Source organism: Fibrobacter sp. UWR3, from assembly GCF_900143055.1.
Lineage (GTDB): Bacteria > Fibrobacterota > Fibrobacteria > Fibrobacterales > Fibrobacteraceae > Fibrobacter.
This window is the reverse complement of the sequence record NZ_FRCW01000003.1, coordinates 257,135-271,203: the sequence shown is the minus strand read 5'-3', so window position 1 is coordinate 271,203 and position 14,069 is coordinate 257,135. Positions and strand designations below refer to the sequence as shown.

Annotated in this window: 12 protein-coding genes; 2 read left to right on the top strand and 10 right to left on the bottom strand. The window is 55.1% G+C overall.

Going from position 1 to position 14,069, the window contains the following annotated elements:
• Window positions 1-22: 22 nt before the first annotated feature.
• The gene (locus BUA44_RS05185) at window positions 23-1,174 is read right to left on the bottom strand and encodes a HipA domain-containing protein (protein ID WP_072809347.1); all 1,152 of its coding nucleotides are present in this window, start codon (window positions 1,172-1,174) and stop codon (window positions 23-25) included.
• 481 nt (window positions 1,175-1,655) lie between these two features.
• On the opposite strand from BUA44_RS05185, the gene BUA44_RS05180 reads away from it, so the two are divergent.
• Window positions 1,656-2,657, top strand: a complete 1,002-nt coding sequence (locus tag BUA44_RS05180) for a HigA family addiction module antitoxin (protein ID WP_072809345.1) — start codon at window positions 1,656-1,658, stop codon at window positions 2,655-2,657.
• A 53-nt stretch (window positions 2,658-2,710) separates the two neighbouring features.
• Here BUA44_RS05180 and alaS read toward each other — a convergent pair whose 3' ends face one another.
• A complete protein-coding gene (gene alaS, locus BUA44_RS05175; RefSeq protein WP_083579491.1) occupies window positions 2,711-5,356 on the bottom strand; it encodes an alanine--tRNA ligase in 2,646 nt (881 codons plus the stop codon).
• A 198-nt stretch (window positions 5,357-5,554) separates the two neighbouring features.
• The gene (locus BUA44_RS05170; RefSeq protein ID WP_072809340.1) at window positions 5,555-6,580 is read right to left on the bottom strand and encodes a family 16 glycosylhydrolase; all 1,026 of its coding nucleotides are present in this window, start codon (window positions 6,578-6,580) and stop codon (window positions 5,555-5,557) included.
• Between the two features lie 359 nt (window positions 6,581-6,939).
• On the opposite strand from BUA44_RS05170, the gene pflB reads away from it, so the two are divergent.
• The gene (gene pflB, locus BUA44_RS05165; RefSeq protein ID WP_072809338.1) at window positions 6,940-9,201 is read left to right on the top strand and encodes a formate C-acetyltransferase; all 2,262 of its coding nucleotides are present in this window, start codon (window positions 6,940-6,942) and stop codon (window positions 9,199-9,201) included.
• Between the two features lie 85 nt (window positions 9,202-9,286).
• Here the strand turns inward: pflB and BUA44_RS05160 are convergent, their stop codons facing one another.
• The 7 genes from BUA44_RS05160 to BUA44_RS05130 all read right to left on the bottom strand — a co-directional run bounded on the left by BUA44_RS05160 (window position 9,287) and on the right by BUA44_RS05130 (window position 13,998).
• Window positions 9,287-9,859: a hypothetical protein gene (locus tag BUA44_RS05160; RefSeq protein WP_143151870.1), complete on the bottom strand. Its 573-nt coding sequence runs from the start codon at window positions 9,857-9,859 to the stop codon at window positions 9,287-9,289.
• A 42-nt stretch (window positions 9,860-9,901) separates the two neighbouring features.
• Complete coding sequence (locus BUA44_RS05155; protein ID WP_255370466.1) at window positions 9,902-10,333, bottom strand: hypothetical protein; 432 nt, start codon at window positions 10,331-10,333, stop codon at window positions 9,902-9,904.
• An 86-nt stretch (window positions 10,334-10,419) separates the two neighbouring features.
• Complete coding sequence (locus tag BUA44_RS05150; RefSeq protein WP_072809331.1) at window positions 10,420-11,571, bottom strand: glycosyltransferase family 2 protein; 1,152 nt, start codon at window positions 11,569-11,571, stop codon at window positions 10,420-10,422.
• A complete protein-coding gene (locus BUA44_RS05145; protein ID WP_072809329.1) occupies window positions 11,568-12,074 on the bottom strand; it encodes a thioredoxin family protein in 507 nt (168 codons plus the stop codon). The genes BUA44_RS05150 and BUA44_RS05145 overlap by 4 nt, the downstream gene beginning before the upstream one ends.
• A complete protein-coding gene (locus tag BUA44_RS05140) occupies window positions 12,074-12,454 on the bottom strand; it encodes a hypothetical protein (protein WP_143151869.1) in 381 nt (126 codons plus the stop codon). Before BUA44_RS05140 ends, BUA44_RS05145 begins: the two co-directional genes overlap by 1 nt.
• 18 nt (window positions 12,455-12,472) lie before the next feature.
• The gene (gene ftsY, locus BUA44_RS05135; protein WP_072809324.1) at window positions 12,473-13,393 is read right to left on the bottom strand and encodes a signal recognition particle-docking protein FtsY; all 921 of its coding nucleotides are present in this window, start codon (window positions 13,391-13,393) and stop codon (window positions 12,473-12,475) included.
• Between the two features lie 23 nt (window positions 13,394-13,416).
• The gene (locus BUA44_RS05130) at window positions 13,417-13,998 is read right to left on the bottom strand and encodes an ATP-dependent Clp protease proteolytic subunit (RefSeq protein ID WP_072809322.1); all 582 of its coding nucleotides are present in this window, start codon (window positions 13,996-13,998) and stop codon (window positions 13,417-13,419) included.
• Window positions 13,999-14,069: the final 71 nt, after the last annotated feature.

Sequence of the window (14,069 nt, the reverse complement as noted above, 5' to 3'; positions counted from 1 at the left end):
TTTCTCGGCATGGCGACGCCCACTAAAATTCCCACTTTGCGTCAAATCCGAGAATCCGTTCGCACTGAACATTCTTTATCATGTTCATCTGCGCGAGCCGTTTCTCGCTAAATCTTTCGTCGCAGGGGATGGTTAGTGTAATTTCGCGGATTTCTTCCACGCACTTCTTGATTTCGGGCGTGAGTATCGCGCGGGCGGGGGCGACATAGTCGCTGCCGATTACGGGCCCGCGGTGTGAGAGGTATTCGTCAAAGTCGCATTCCGTTCCGTCGGCACGTTTGCCAAAATCGAAGCCTTCTTCGGACAGGGGGACGAACGCCATATTGAAATCGAAGCACGGGTTGATTCCGGTCCGTTCGAAGGTCTCGTTGTTTACAGTAAAACCGAAGTTGCCGAAATGCCGGTCGGAATTCAGCGTGATGCAGTCGGCCACGATCATTCGGCGGAAGGCGTCCTCGCAACCCATTCCGCGGTAGATTTCAAGTGTCTCTGGGAGACCGTATCTTATGCCGTTCTTCAAGAAAACGCTAATTGGTTTGTATCCGAATTCCTGGCTTGTGAAAATCTTGCAATCCGAAACGACTCGGCCGTCGAACCTTCTAAAACAGTACTTGACCGAGTTGCATATTTTCTCGAAAACTTGACTCGCGAGTACTTCGCCGTAGGGCTCCAGCCCCGAATTCCTAGCACCGGTGCTGCCGGTTTTTATAAGGTGGATTCCGTCTTTTTCATTCAGCCAGCATTTGTCGTAGGCGCCGTCGGTCGTAAGTTCGGGCGATGTCGTGGACATCTGCACTCCGAAAAGTCCGTTCCCGTCGAACGAAAGCCTGGAGATGACCTCGTCGAAGTTGTTCTCGTAAAGGTTGACGTCTTTCCAAGTCACGTTTTCATTTTCGCTTTTCACCCAAAGCGTGTCTGTCAGCGAAAGGCAGTGCGTGAGTGCGATAAAGCCGCTTTTTGTCTTTCCGCCACAAAGGTCCAGAATCTTGTTTACGTGCGCTCTGTGTTTGGCTGCGCTTCTGTTCTCGATCCACGACGTAAGGGGTTCGCACCAAAAGGGCAACGGCGAAAAGGTCTTCACAATCTTGCAAAGTTCAAGTTCGCCCTCTCCTTCGATTACGAAGTCGCAAAGGGGTGTTTCCTTGTTTATGAGAGTGTAGATTGTGTTTGCCATGTTTTAAATATATATTTTTTATTTCCAAAAGAACACGACGAACGTCTCAAAATCCTGAACGAAATTGTTACGATGAGCCTGGATTATGCGGACGATCACCACTTGCTATCGATTTCTTTCAAAAATTTCTTGTCGTTTCCGTGAAAGCATGTTTCGTAAAAATCGGACTCGTTTTTTCTTTGTAAGAAATAAAGACGTAATCGTCCTTGAACAGATGGTTTAGCTTCGCCATTTTGTATTGGATATCGACAAAGCGTGCGACTGCGAATTTTTATGTAGTCTTCGGGCAGGTCCTCTGCTACGATTTTTGTTAATATAAGAAAATTTTCAAAAATAATACTACACCTATTGCTTTTATTAAAATTTTAATGTATATTATAGGTGCATTAAAATAATGAGGTTGGCAATCGTGCTGGCCAATGGGCTTGCGACTTGGATCAGCCGTACCGGTTGATTTTCAAGAGCACGGATAGGTAGCAGTATGAACGGAAATAAGATTGAATTGTGGCATGTGCCTTCGCCGGGAAGCGAATTGGCGGAAAAACTCGAAGAAATGGGCCTCGATGCCAACGATTTGGCGGCCCGCATGGGCTATACGCCCAAGGCGGTAAATGACATTTTGCAGGGCAATAGTCGCATAACGCCGGATGTGGCGATAATGCTGGAAGTGATTACGGAAATTCCGGCAGATTATTGGTTGCGCCGTCAGATGTCGCACGACGAATTTCTCTCTCGCGAACGAGTCAAGGCTTCGCTTTCGGACCAGCCTCTCTGGAGAAAGTCTTTTCCCGAAGAACTTGGCGTGCGCGACTGGGTACGGCGCGGTAAAAACGAGGCTGACGACAAATCGGGCCTTTCGCTCCTCAAGTTCTTCGCGGTGGCGTCTCCGCAGGCGTGGGATAGTTACTACAAGGATGCCCGCCTGAAGGTCGCCTTCCGCATTTCGCTCGCCGATGTCAAGGACCCGTATGCCATGTCGGCATGGATTCGTCGGGGCGAAATCCTTTCGGACCAGGACCCGATGGAAAAGCTGGGGCAGCCCGCGGTCCGCAAGAACCTGAAGGCGGCGCTCCCCGAAATCATCGCATTTGCGGCGGCCAACAAGGTTCGCCCGAAAAGCAAGAAGCGCATTACCTACTGGACGCCCGAGGCGGAAGTGGTTGACGACTGCATGACGGGCCTGCAGGCGTTGTGCCGCAAAATCGGTATCCGCGTGCTGTTCGTACAGAACATCAAGAGTTCGCCGGTTCACGGGATGTACCGCTGGTACAAGGACGTTCCCCTAATCCAGCTGCATGACCGCTTCGAGAAGCGCGCGACGATGTGGTTCACGTTCTTCCACGAGCTGGCGCACGTGCTTTACCACGGAAAGAAGGGCATTTGCCTGCAGAACATCGAAATCACGCACAACTATCCCGAAAAAGAGGACGAGGCGAACGCATTCGCGCAAAAATGCATGGTGGATGCGGGGTTTAAGGTCTAAAAAAGATCCCCACCGTGGTGGGGATGACGAGAAGAGTCGCGAGGATGACTTCGCTATGCACCCAACTTCGCGCGAATCCAGTTGTTGGCGTTGGCGATGGCACCGGCAATCTTGTCGACTTCCTTGGTGCCGGCCTGAGCGCGGTCCGGGCGTCCACCGCCGCGGCCACCGCAAGCAGCGGCGAGGTCCTTCACGAGGTCGCCGGCCTTGATGCCCTTGGCCTGAACGTCCTTGCCCACCATCACGGCGATGCTTCCGTTGCCTTCGCCCTTGTTCGCAATCACGGCGACGCTGTCGGTGTCGAGCTTGTTCTGAACGCCGTCCAGCAAGTCCTTGTACTTGTCTTCGGGCATGTTGAGTTCGCGTACAAACAGATTCACGCCCATCACGTTAATGCCGCCGTTCAAGAGTTCGGCAGCAGCGAGCGTCGCAAGTTCCAGCTTCACGGACTGCAGGCTCTTTTCCAAGTTCTGCGTCTTGGCGAAGCTCTGCTGAATGCGGTCGAGAACTTCGGCGTCCTTGCAGCGAAGCTGTTCGCGGAGGGCCGTCAAAATCTGCGTTCCGGCACGGAGCAGCGAGAGCGCGCCACGGCCAGAGACGGCTTCGATACGGCGCACGCCAGCAGACACGCTAGATTCAGAAACAATCTTCACCATGCCGATGTTACCGGTGTTCTGCACATGCAAGCCACCGCAAAGTTCGCGGGAGAATTCGACGCCAGCGTCACCCATCTTCACGACGCGGACCTTGTCGCCATACTTTTCGCCGAACAGAGCCATAGCACCGCTAGCCTTGGCTTCGTCAACGTCCATCACGTCGGTGTGGACCGGCAAGCATTCCATGACCTTCGCGTTCACGATATCTTCGACCTTCTGGATTTCTTCGGCGGTCATCGCGTTGAAGTGGCTGAAGTCGAAGCGGAGAAGCTCGTTCGAAACGAAGCTACCCTGCTGCTGCACGTGAGTGCCAAGCACTTCGCGGAGAGCGGCCTGGAGCAAGTGCGTTGCGGAGTGGTTCTTGCGGATGTCGTTACGGCGGTCGTTATCGACAGTTGCCATGAACACGGCGCCCATCGTCTTTTCGTTAGCTTCGCCCTTCACAACCTTACCACGGCAGAGAGCGGTATCGTTCACCTTCACGGTGTCGAACACCTGGATTTCGAGGTCGGCAGAAACGAGCGTTCCCTTGTCACCAACCTGGCCACCCATTTCGGCATAGAACGGAGAGGTTTCGAGGACAATAGAGAGCACGCCCTTGTCTTCGCGCCAGCGGACAACCTTCGTTTCGCAAGCGGAGAGTTCATAACCGACAAAGTTTGTGCTAGCTTCGCTGTACTGCGTCCAGCCTTCGGTACCCATGGTGTTGATGCCCTGCTTCATGTTGGCGCGGGCGCGGGCCTTCTGTTCTTCCATGCACTTGTTGTAGCCTTCTTCGTCAATCGCAAGGCCCTTTTCTTCGGCGAGAATACCGGTGAGGTCCGGCGGGAATCCATAGGTATCATAGAGCAAGAACACCTTGTCACCCGGCACGGTCTTTGCGTCGCCGAGTTCAGCCACGATGCCGGCAAAGCGTTCGAGGCCGGCGTCCAGCGTGCGGATAAAGCTTTCTTCTTCGCTCTTGATCACGGATGCAACGAATTCCTTGCGTTCGCGGATTTCCGGGAAGGCGTCGCCCATCGTGTCGGCGAGCACCTGCACCAGCTTGTAGATAAAGGCTTCCTTCTGGCCCAGCAGGCGGGCAAAGCGGCTAGCGCGGCGGAGAATGCGGCGGAGCACATAGCCACGGCCTTCGTTGCTCGGCAAGGCGCCATCGGCAATAGCGAAGGAGATTGCACGGATGTGGTCGGCAATCACGCGGTGCGGAGTACCGGCTTCACCATCGTTGTACGGAACGCCACTGAGTTCAGCAATCTTTGCGATAATCGGGGTGAACACGTCGGTGTCGTAGTTGCTGGTCTTGCCCTGCAGAATAGCGCAGATACGTTCGAAGCCCATACCGGTATCGACGTTCTTCGCCTTCAGCGGAATGAGGCTGCCATCGCTCACGCGTTCGTACTGCATGAACACGTTATTCCAGATTTCGATGTAGCGGTCGTTTTCGCCGTTCACGCCCTTGATGGGGTCCTTGAAGGTTTCGGCCTGCGTAGCGAGGTCGCCGCGGTCGTAATGAATTTCGGAGCAGGGGCCGCACGGACCGGTGTCGCCCATTTCCCAGAAGTTGGAGTGGGCGTCAAAGCGCATGATGCGGTCATCCGGAAGACCGGACACGTCCTTCCAAATCTGCCAGGCTTCGTCATCATCCTGATAGACAGTTGCGAAGAGGCGTTCCTTCGGGAGCTTCCAAACTTCGGTCAAAAGTTCCCAAGCCCAGGCGATAGCTTCTTTCTTGTAGTAGTCGCCGAAGCTCCAGTTACCGAGCATTTCGAAGAAGGTGTGGTGGTAGTTGTCGCGGCCCACCACGTCGAGGTCGTTGTGCTTACCGGACACGCGGAGGCACTTCTGGCTATTGCATACGCGCTTCCAGCCCTTCGGATTGTCGCCCAGGAAGATTGCCTTGAACTGGTTCATGCCCGCATTCGTGAACATGAGCGTCGGGTCGTCATGCGGAACCACCGGCGAAGAACGCACAAAGAGGTGGCCCTTGGATTCGAAGAACTTGATAAAAGATTCGCGCACCTGCGCAGAAGTCATTGTAGGCATAATGTGTCCCTTTTATTTTTCGGGGGTAAAGATAGAAAAAAATCTCATGGATACACTTGCCGTGCGGCGCACGGCTTCGGTATGACGCAGAAAAGATCCTCGCCTACGCGAGGATGACGAGAAAGTCGCGGGGATGACGCAAAAGAACCCCCGGGGTTACCCGGGAGTCCCATTAGGAGGAGCGAATTTCGTTAAAAGCTACAGTTCGTAGTCGAGGCGGAGTTTGGCGTAGCCGTTTTCCACGCGGATGTTCAGGTCGCGGTACATCACGCGCTCCATTTCCCAGTTGCCTTCGGACCAGCGGCTGTAATCAAGAGCGTCGCCTTCGAAGTCATCTTGCCAGGAGAGGGTGAAGTCCTTGGTATCCGCATTGTAGGCGTACACACGCACGTAGTCGATATGCTGCTCGATGGGGAGATTTTCCGGAGCCCACTTGCCGGTCCAGCTAGCGGTCTTGGAGGCCCACAGGTTGAAGCGGAGGGACTGCTGTTCCGTAAGGAACTTCACCTGGTCCGCATCGGCGTGGCTGCCCACAAGTTCACCCACCGATACACGGCGGACTTCTACGCTGTCGATTTCCCAGGCAACGTAATCCGGAGTCCAGACGATTGCATACAAATGAAATTCATTCGTTGCGTCGAAACCGAATTCGTGAATCTTTTCCGATGCCGTCAGGCCCGAAATGGAGGGGTCGGCCTCACGCGTAAGGATATTGGACTGCCAGGAGGTCGGATCCTTGCCGAGAATCTCGATGTCAATCTCGTTCCACGGCTCGTCGCCCTTTTTCCAGGAGAGGTCGTAGTTGAGGAACATGGAGCTCACGGAACCGCTTGTAGCGGCCATCTTCATGCGGGCCTCGAAACGCCCGTACAGGAACTGTTCCTTGCCGGTAAGTTCCGCACCGTAGAACGTGTACTTCTTGGTCGGGTCGTACGGTCCATCGACTGCGGGTGGAATCGGGTCGATGCCGCCGGCCGACGGAGTTGCCGATGAAGAGAGAGGAACATCGGGCAAGACCGAGGAAGACGACAGTTCCGGCAGGAGCATGTCGGAAGAAGATGTCGGGTCAGTGACCGCCATGTCCGAAGAGGAACTCAGGTCCGTCGGGAACGCGTCGGAAGAGAGCGTCGGATCGGGATTCGCCGGGGCGGTGGAGGAGGAGTCGTCGGAGCAGGCGACAAACGCGGCAGCGACAACCAGGGGCAAGATGAATTTCGTTTTCATGGGAACCTCGCGGTTTCAAGTTTTTCTATTCGTAAAGGTATCTTATTTTCACGGGGCGCGCACGCGTAGACGCTAAAGTTCTGTAAAAAGTGTATCAACTGTATTAAAAACGCCGGCGTCACCAGAATTCCGTTCCCGTCGCACGCGTTATTTCGTTGACCCTCAACAAATTGTAAAATATTTAATTTTTCCTGTTGCTCTTTGATAATTTATTATGTATACATTGTAATAATTACAATGTAGTGCAAACATCGATAGGCGCCGATTTTTCGGGGATTGACCCCACCGCTTTTTTGGTAGATTTGGACTCATAAATAGTTTGTTATCGCTTTTTGAATAAGGATAAAAGAAGGTAAAAGATGATAGTGAAAGAAGAATGGGACGGACTCGTCGGCCAGCGCTGGAAAGAAGAAATCAACGTCCGCATGTTCATCCAGAAGAACTACAAGCCCTACGACGGGGACAAGTCGTTCCTCGTGGGCCCGACCGCCGCCACCACCAAGCTCTGGAACGAGGTCCAGGAACTGCAGAAGCAGGAAATCGCTAAGGGTGGCGTGCTCGACATGGATACCGACGTGGTATCTACGCTCACGAGCCACCCCGCCGGCTACATCGGCGAAGGCACGAAGGATTTGGAAAAGATTGTGGGCCTCCAGACGGACAAGCCCCTGAAGCGCGCGTTCATGCCGTTCGGCGGCATCAAGATGGCCGAGGAATCCTGCAAGAACTACGGCTACACCCCGAGCGCAGAACTGCACCACATTTTCACGGACTACCACAAGACGCACAACCAGGGCGTGTTCGACGCGTACACCCCGGCAATGCGCGCAGCCCGTAAGGCGCACATCATCACGGGCCTCCCCGACACCTACGGCCGCGGTCGAATCGTGGGCGACTACCGCCGCGTGGCCCTCTACGGTATTGACTACCTCATCGAGAAGAAGATGGCCGACAAGGCCCTCACCGACGAGACCGACATGTCCGAAGAAGTCGTGCGCCAGCGCGAGGAACTCGCCGAACAGATCAAGGCGCTCCAGGGCATGAAGGAAATGGCGAAGATTTACGGCTACGACATTTCGAAGCCCGCAAGGAACGCACGCGAGGCCGTGCAGTGGCTGTACTTCGGCTACCTCGCCGCCATCAAGACGCAGAACGGTGCGGCAATGAGCGTGGGCCGCGTATCCACGTTCCTCGACATCTACATCAACCGCGACATGGAGAAGGGAATCCTCACCGAAGAGGAAGCCCAGGAACTCGTGGACCACTTCGTGATGAAGCTCCGCATGGTCAAGTTCGCGCGCATCACGAGCTACAACGAACTGTTCAGCGGCGACCCGGTGTGGGCGACGCTTGAAGTTGCGGGTCTCGGCCAGGACGGCCGCCACATGGTCACCAAGACGGACTACCGCTTCTTGCACACGCTCGTGAACATGGGCCCCTCGCCCGAGCCGAACCTCACCGTGCTCTACAGCCCGCGCCTGCCCGAGAACTTCAAGAAGTTCGCCGCGGAAATCTCCGTGAAGACAAGCGCTATCCAGTACGAGAACGACGACACGATGCGCCCCATCTGGGGTGACGACTACAGCATCTGCTGCTGTGTTTCTGCAACGCAGACCGGCAAGGAGATGCAGTTCTTCGGTGCACGTGCGAACCTCGCGAAGGCGCTCCTGTACGCCATCAACGGCGGTAAGGATGAGGCGATTTGCAAGGGCCAGCAGATTGGCCCCGAGTACCCGCCCATCACGAGCGAGTACCTGGACTACGACGAGCTGGTGCACAAGTTCGACCTGTACCTCGACTGGCTTGCACGCCTGTACGTGAACACGCTGAACCTGATTCACTACATGCACGACAAGTACTACTACGAGGCTGCCGAAATGGCGCTCATCGATACCGACGTGCGCCGCACGTTCGCGACCGGCATCGCAGGCTTCAGCCACGTGGTCGATAGCCTCTGCGCCGTGAAGTACGCGAAGGTGAAGGTCATCCGCGACAAGGAAACCGGCCTTGCGCAGGACTTCCAGATTGAAGGCGACTTCCCGCGTTACGGAAACGACGACGACCGCGCCGACGACATTGCCGTGTGGCTCCTGAAGACGTTCATGGCGAAGATCAAACACAACCCGACCTACCGCCACTCCGAACCGACGACCAGCATTCTCACGATTACGAGCAACGTTGTCTATGGCAAGGCGACGGGAACGCTCCCCGATGGGCGCAAGGCGGGTGAACCGCTTTCTCCGGGCGCGAACCCGAGCTACGGTGCCGAAAAGCACGGCCTCCTGGCTTCGCTCAATTCCGCAGCAAAGATCCCGTACGACTACGCGCTCGATGGCATCAGCATCACGCAGACCATCAACCCGGCAGCGCTCGGGCACGACGACGCGGAACGTACCGAAAAACTCATGCAGGTCTTGGACGGGTACTTCAGTACCGGAAGCCACCACCTGAACGTGAACGTGTTCGGCGTCGAGAAGCTGAAGGATGCGATGGAACACCCGGAGAAGGAAGAATACCAGAACTTCACTATCCGCGTGTCCGGCTATGCGGTGCGCTTCATCAAGCTTACGCGTGAACAGCAGCTCGACGTGATTGCCCGCCAGGCACACGGCGTGTTATAAGACCGCTCGTTCGCGAGTAAAAGCGTTTATCGCAATTATCAAGAATCCCCCAGTTAAGCCGGGGGATTTTTTAGTTGTTCATCATTCAGAAGGTCGAGAGAAGATGTTTCTTACATCCATGTACAAAAACTTCTTTCGCAAAGAAATTGTACATGTTGTCATCCCCTCTGATTTCTTCATTGCCCGGGAAATATTCAAACCTTTCTTTTAATGAAGCATGCTTATTGCTTTTCCCCTTCCACATGAACAAGGAAATTCTTGGTCCATTTTTTGACGGATTTTCTCGCGTCACAATCCTCACATTATTTTCAATGTTATTCAGCCTTTCCATCTGTTCCGGGGACAGACTCTCGTACACACCGCAAACGCTCGACCAGACCTTGTTTACTTCTTTGTTTTTAGAATACATAAAATAGCCGTCATTCACCGGGTACATATAAATCACAAGATCATCATCTAAAGAAAATGTGTCGTCAAAATGACTAAAGTAATGGTTCAGGAATAGCCCAAAAGCCGAATAGGACTTCTCGTCATCCATGCACTGCTTGCATTGATTTGTCGATACGCTATCAACGGGAGGCGGGCAAGAATCATCTTCACGATTTTCGCAGCCAAGGAAAATAAAAAGCAAAAGACAGATAAGTAATCTACCGAGCATTTTGCACCTCCCAGTTAAGTTCTTGAGTATGCAAGAGCGATTCTAGATTTCCACGAGGATTCCTGCGTGGAGGTACACGAAGCCGTGCCCGTCGTGGTGCAGGTACTGGTAGCCTGCCATAAGCAGGATGGAGGAGTAGTCCCCGTTCTTGATGTCGAGCCCGCCGCCTGCGCGCCAGAACATCTGGTGGCGTTCGCCAATCATGTAGCCAAAATCGCCGATAGCGACCGGGAGCACCTGCCGCCCGATGGGGAGGCGCACCCACAGGCTGGCAGAAAGCGGAACGTAGCCGACGTTGTCAAGTTCTTCGTAACCGCCGCCCACACCCACAAAGGTCATCTTGTCGATAGGGAACCACCAGTGGCCATAGAAACTCATGTTGAACTTGGAGAGTTCGCTCACGTGGTTTGTAACACCACCCTGCACGTCCATCGTGAAGGCGTTCGCCGGAACGACCGCGAATGCGACGGCCAACAAGACCGCTTTAAAAAATGCCAACTTCACTTTAAAAACTTTCTCGCACAATTTTACACCTCACATTACACACTTCACATTTAAAACTACTCATCGCTGCGCGCTTCGCGGGCCCAGCCACCGCTCTTTTCACGCCTGAACGAGAGGAAGAATCCCTTGAGCAGGGCTAGGTTCATCGACATAAAGTAATATGCACTCGGCACCGCCTTCGTCACGCAAACAAGGAAGGCGAGCACAAGGAACCCGAACGACACCTGATAAACACGGCCAAAAGGCAAAAGGAGCGTGTTCAGGATAAACAGCAGTATTATGAGGTGCGGGGAGAACCAGCGCAGAATCTTGTGCGAGAAAAAGAGGTACGCAAGCAGCGGGCGGAACGGGTTCAGCAGCGGCAGGTAAGACCACAGGTAGTTGAAGTTCGCGCGCCCGATACGCACCTTGCGCCGGAACTCGCCGCTCGATTCCTTCGATGTCTGTTCCGTGCCGATGGCGCTTGCGACAAACGTGCAGAAATACCCCTTCTGGAGAATCTTCGTGGTAATGAAGAAGTCGTCCATGACGCTCTTCTTTACGGGCAGTTCCGTATAGAGGTTACGCCGGATGGCGTAGAGTGCGCCGTTACCGCCGATAAGCCTGTCGAGGATTCCCTCGAACTTTTTGATTTCGGATTCCAAATCCCAGTACGAACTTTCGCCCTGGCCGAGCATGCTCCCGCTCTTGTCCGAAAGAATCAGGTGGCCGCAGACGCACCCGATTTTGCGATCCTCGAAGGGGGCGACAAGCTTGCGTACCACGTTCGGGAAGAACATCGTGTTCGCGTCGCAGAACACGAGAATCTCGCCCTTCGCAATTTTCTGCAGGCGGTTGAGCATCGCCGCCTTGCCCGCATTCTTCGGGGCCTTCACGAGGGTGATTCCCTTGTCGGCGTATCGCGCGATAATTTCTGCGGTGCGGTCCGCAGAACCGTCGTCGCCTATCAGGACTTCGAGTTTCTCTTTCGGGTAGTCGATTTCCAGGATGTTCTGGATTTTGCGCTCGATGACGCCTTCCTCGTTGAAGGCCGATATCAGGAGCGAAACCGTAGGCAGATCAAAATTTTCAATGATATCGCGGCGGCGGCGCTTGAAGAGTTCGCTCACGAACGGGAGCGTCACCGGGAAAATCACGTAGCAGAGCGCAAGCAGAAAAAACAGCCCCCAGAAGGCGACGCGCAAATAGAATACTACTTCTTCACTCATTGTTTTATCCACTCCTCTTCCTTTACAAGGAACTTGAAAAGAAGAGACTGCATTTCTTCGGGGCTCATGGAGTCCGTCACCGTCAATATAGTAAGACCTTTCGGCGCCACGAGCACGAAGGCGGGCAAAGCGCTCAATTCCCACGTGTCGAAGTAGCAGCGCTGTACCGTCTTGCGCTCCCCGTCACACGAAATCGTGTCTTGCGACTCGGCATTGAGCTTTACGGCGTAGAACCTGCTGTTCAGTAGCGAGGCTACCGTCGGATCGCTGTACACGTTCGCCTCCATGATGCGGCAGGGCACGCACCAGTCCGCATACAGGTCGACAAAGATGAGCTTCGGGTTCTGTTTCGCCTTCGCGAGTGCTGTCGCGTAGTCCATCCAGTGGACTTTAGACTTCTTCTTCGGGACTGCCGCATACGCGGGCGATAAACCGGCGGATACGCAGAACGCCAACAGGAACAAGACCGCGGCAAAAGCCGGCGCAAAACGGGAAACGCGCATCACTTCTTGTCCCCCTTCTTTTTTTCCTTGACCGGCTTCGGGATGCCCAGCAGCGAATCGATGCGCTCGGTAACCGCACGCTCGAACGGGAGCCACATGGCGTCGTCGTTCAGGACGGCGTCGCATGCCTGCGTAAACGTTTCGGTGGTGTAGCCGTACTTCTTGAGCGTCGCCTGGCGGGCAAGCCTTGCCGCAGGAGCTTCCGCACCGTAGTTCTGCTCGATTATGCGCACTTCGACAAACGCCTCCACCAGGCGCATGTCGGGCTTGATATCTTCCTTGCTGCACGAGGCAAGCAGGAACGCGGCGAGCACGGCAAAAGCAAAACGAAACGCGGTCGCCCGCGCCTCATTCGCCATATCTTGCGTGAATCTCGCCATCGCCGGAACCCTTAGACGTTAAGGCTGCTCTTCCAGCGCGTTCTCGAAAAGGCCTTCCACGTATTCGGCCTTGCTGAAGGGCACCAGCTGGTCGATGCGCTCGCCCATGCCAATCCAGCGGATGGGAATCTGGAGCGAACTTGCGATGCTGAGAACCGCACCTCCACGTGCAGTCCCGTCGAGCTTGGTGACCACGAGTCCCGTCAAGGGGAAACTCTGGTTGAAAATCTTCGTCTGGTTGATGGTGTTCTGGCCGGTATTGCCGTCAATCACGAGCCACATGTCGTGCGGAAAATCCGGGTTCACCTTCTTCATCACGCGGACTATCTTCTTGAGTTCTTCCATCAGGTAGTCCTTGTTGTGCAGGCGGCCGGCGGTATCAATCAGCACCACGTCGCACCCGCGGGCGACGGCGGCCTGGCACGCGTCGAACGCGACTGCCGCAGGGTCACTCCCTTCCTGGTGCTTCACGAATTCGGCACCGCTGCGCTGCGCCCATGTTTCCAGCTGTTCGATGGCCGCGGCGCGGAACGTGTCGCAGGCGGCGATCATCACCTTCTTGCCTTCATTAATCCAGCGGGCGGCGAGCTTGCCAATCGTGGTCGTCTTGCCGGCGCCGTTCACGCCAATCACGAGAACCACGTGCGGCTTGCCCTTGAGTTCGAACGGCGGCGGGTCCTTCAATAAGCGTTCCGCCTCGCTCCGCATGATGTCGAGCACCTGCTCGGTGGTGAGCGACTTGCCCAGCGCCTGTTCGCGGAGAGCATCCGTCAAGAGGAATGCGGCCTCTACGCCAACATCGGCCTTGATCAGGTGTTCCTCGAGTTCCTCGAGCGTGTCGTCGGTAATCTTGCCCGCGCCGACAATGCCCTTGAGTTCGCCCATGAGGGCGTCGCGCGTCTTTGCAAGACCGCTCTTGATGGCAGAAAACAGGCCCATTTCTAGAATCCTTTAACGCGCCGTTAGACGAGGCTCTCGACCTTGTCGACCAGGCCGTAGGCCTTGGCCTCTTCGGCGCTCATGAAGTTGTCGCGTTCGGTGTCGCGGTCGATTTCCTCGATCGTGTGGCCCGAGGTCTCGGCAAGGATCTTGCCCGTGATGCCGCGGATGCGGAGCATTTCTTCGGCCTGGATCTGGATATCGCTCGCGGGTGCCACAATCTCGCCGTGAATGAGCGGCTGGTGAATCATGATGCGGGCGTTCGGCCATGCGACGCGCTTGCCTTTTGCACCGGCGGTAAGGAGCACGGCGCCCATGGATGCCGCCTGGCCGCAGCAGACCGTCACGACGTCGCTCTGGATGGCGTTCATGCAGTCGTAGATGGCGAGACCGCTAGAAATCACGCCACCCGGGCTGTTGATGAAGAACACGATGTCTTCGTGGTTCAGGGAATCCAGGTACAGGAGCTGCTTCACGATGCGTTCGGCGCTCTCGTCATCGACACCGCCCCACAGGAAGATACGGCGCTTGGAAGCGAGGAATTCTTCCGCCTTCTTCATCATTTCCGGAGTCTGGTTTTCTTTCTTTTCGTTGCAATCGGCCATAGTATATCCTTTTGTTCGGGTACAATTTAGAAATTTCATTTTATTATCGTCCTGGACCCGTGAATTGTAAA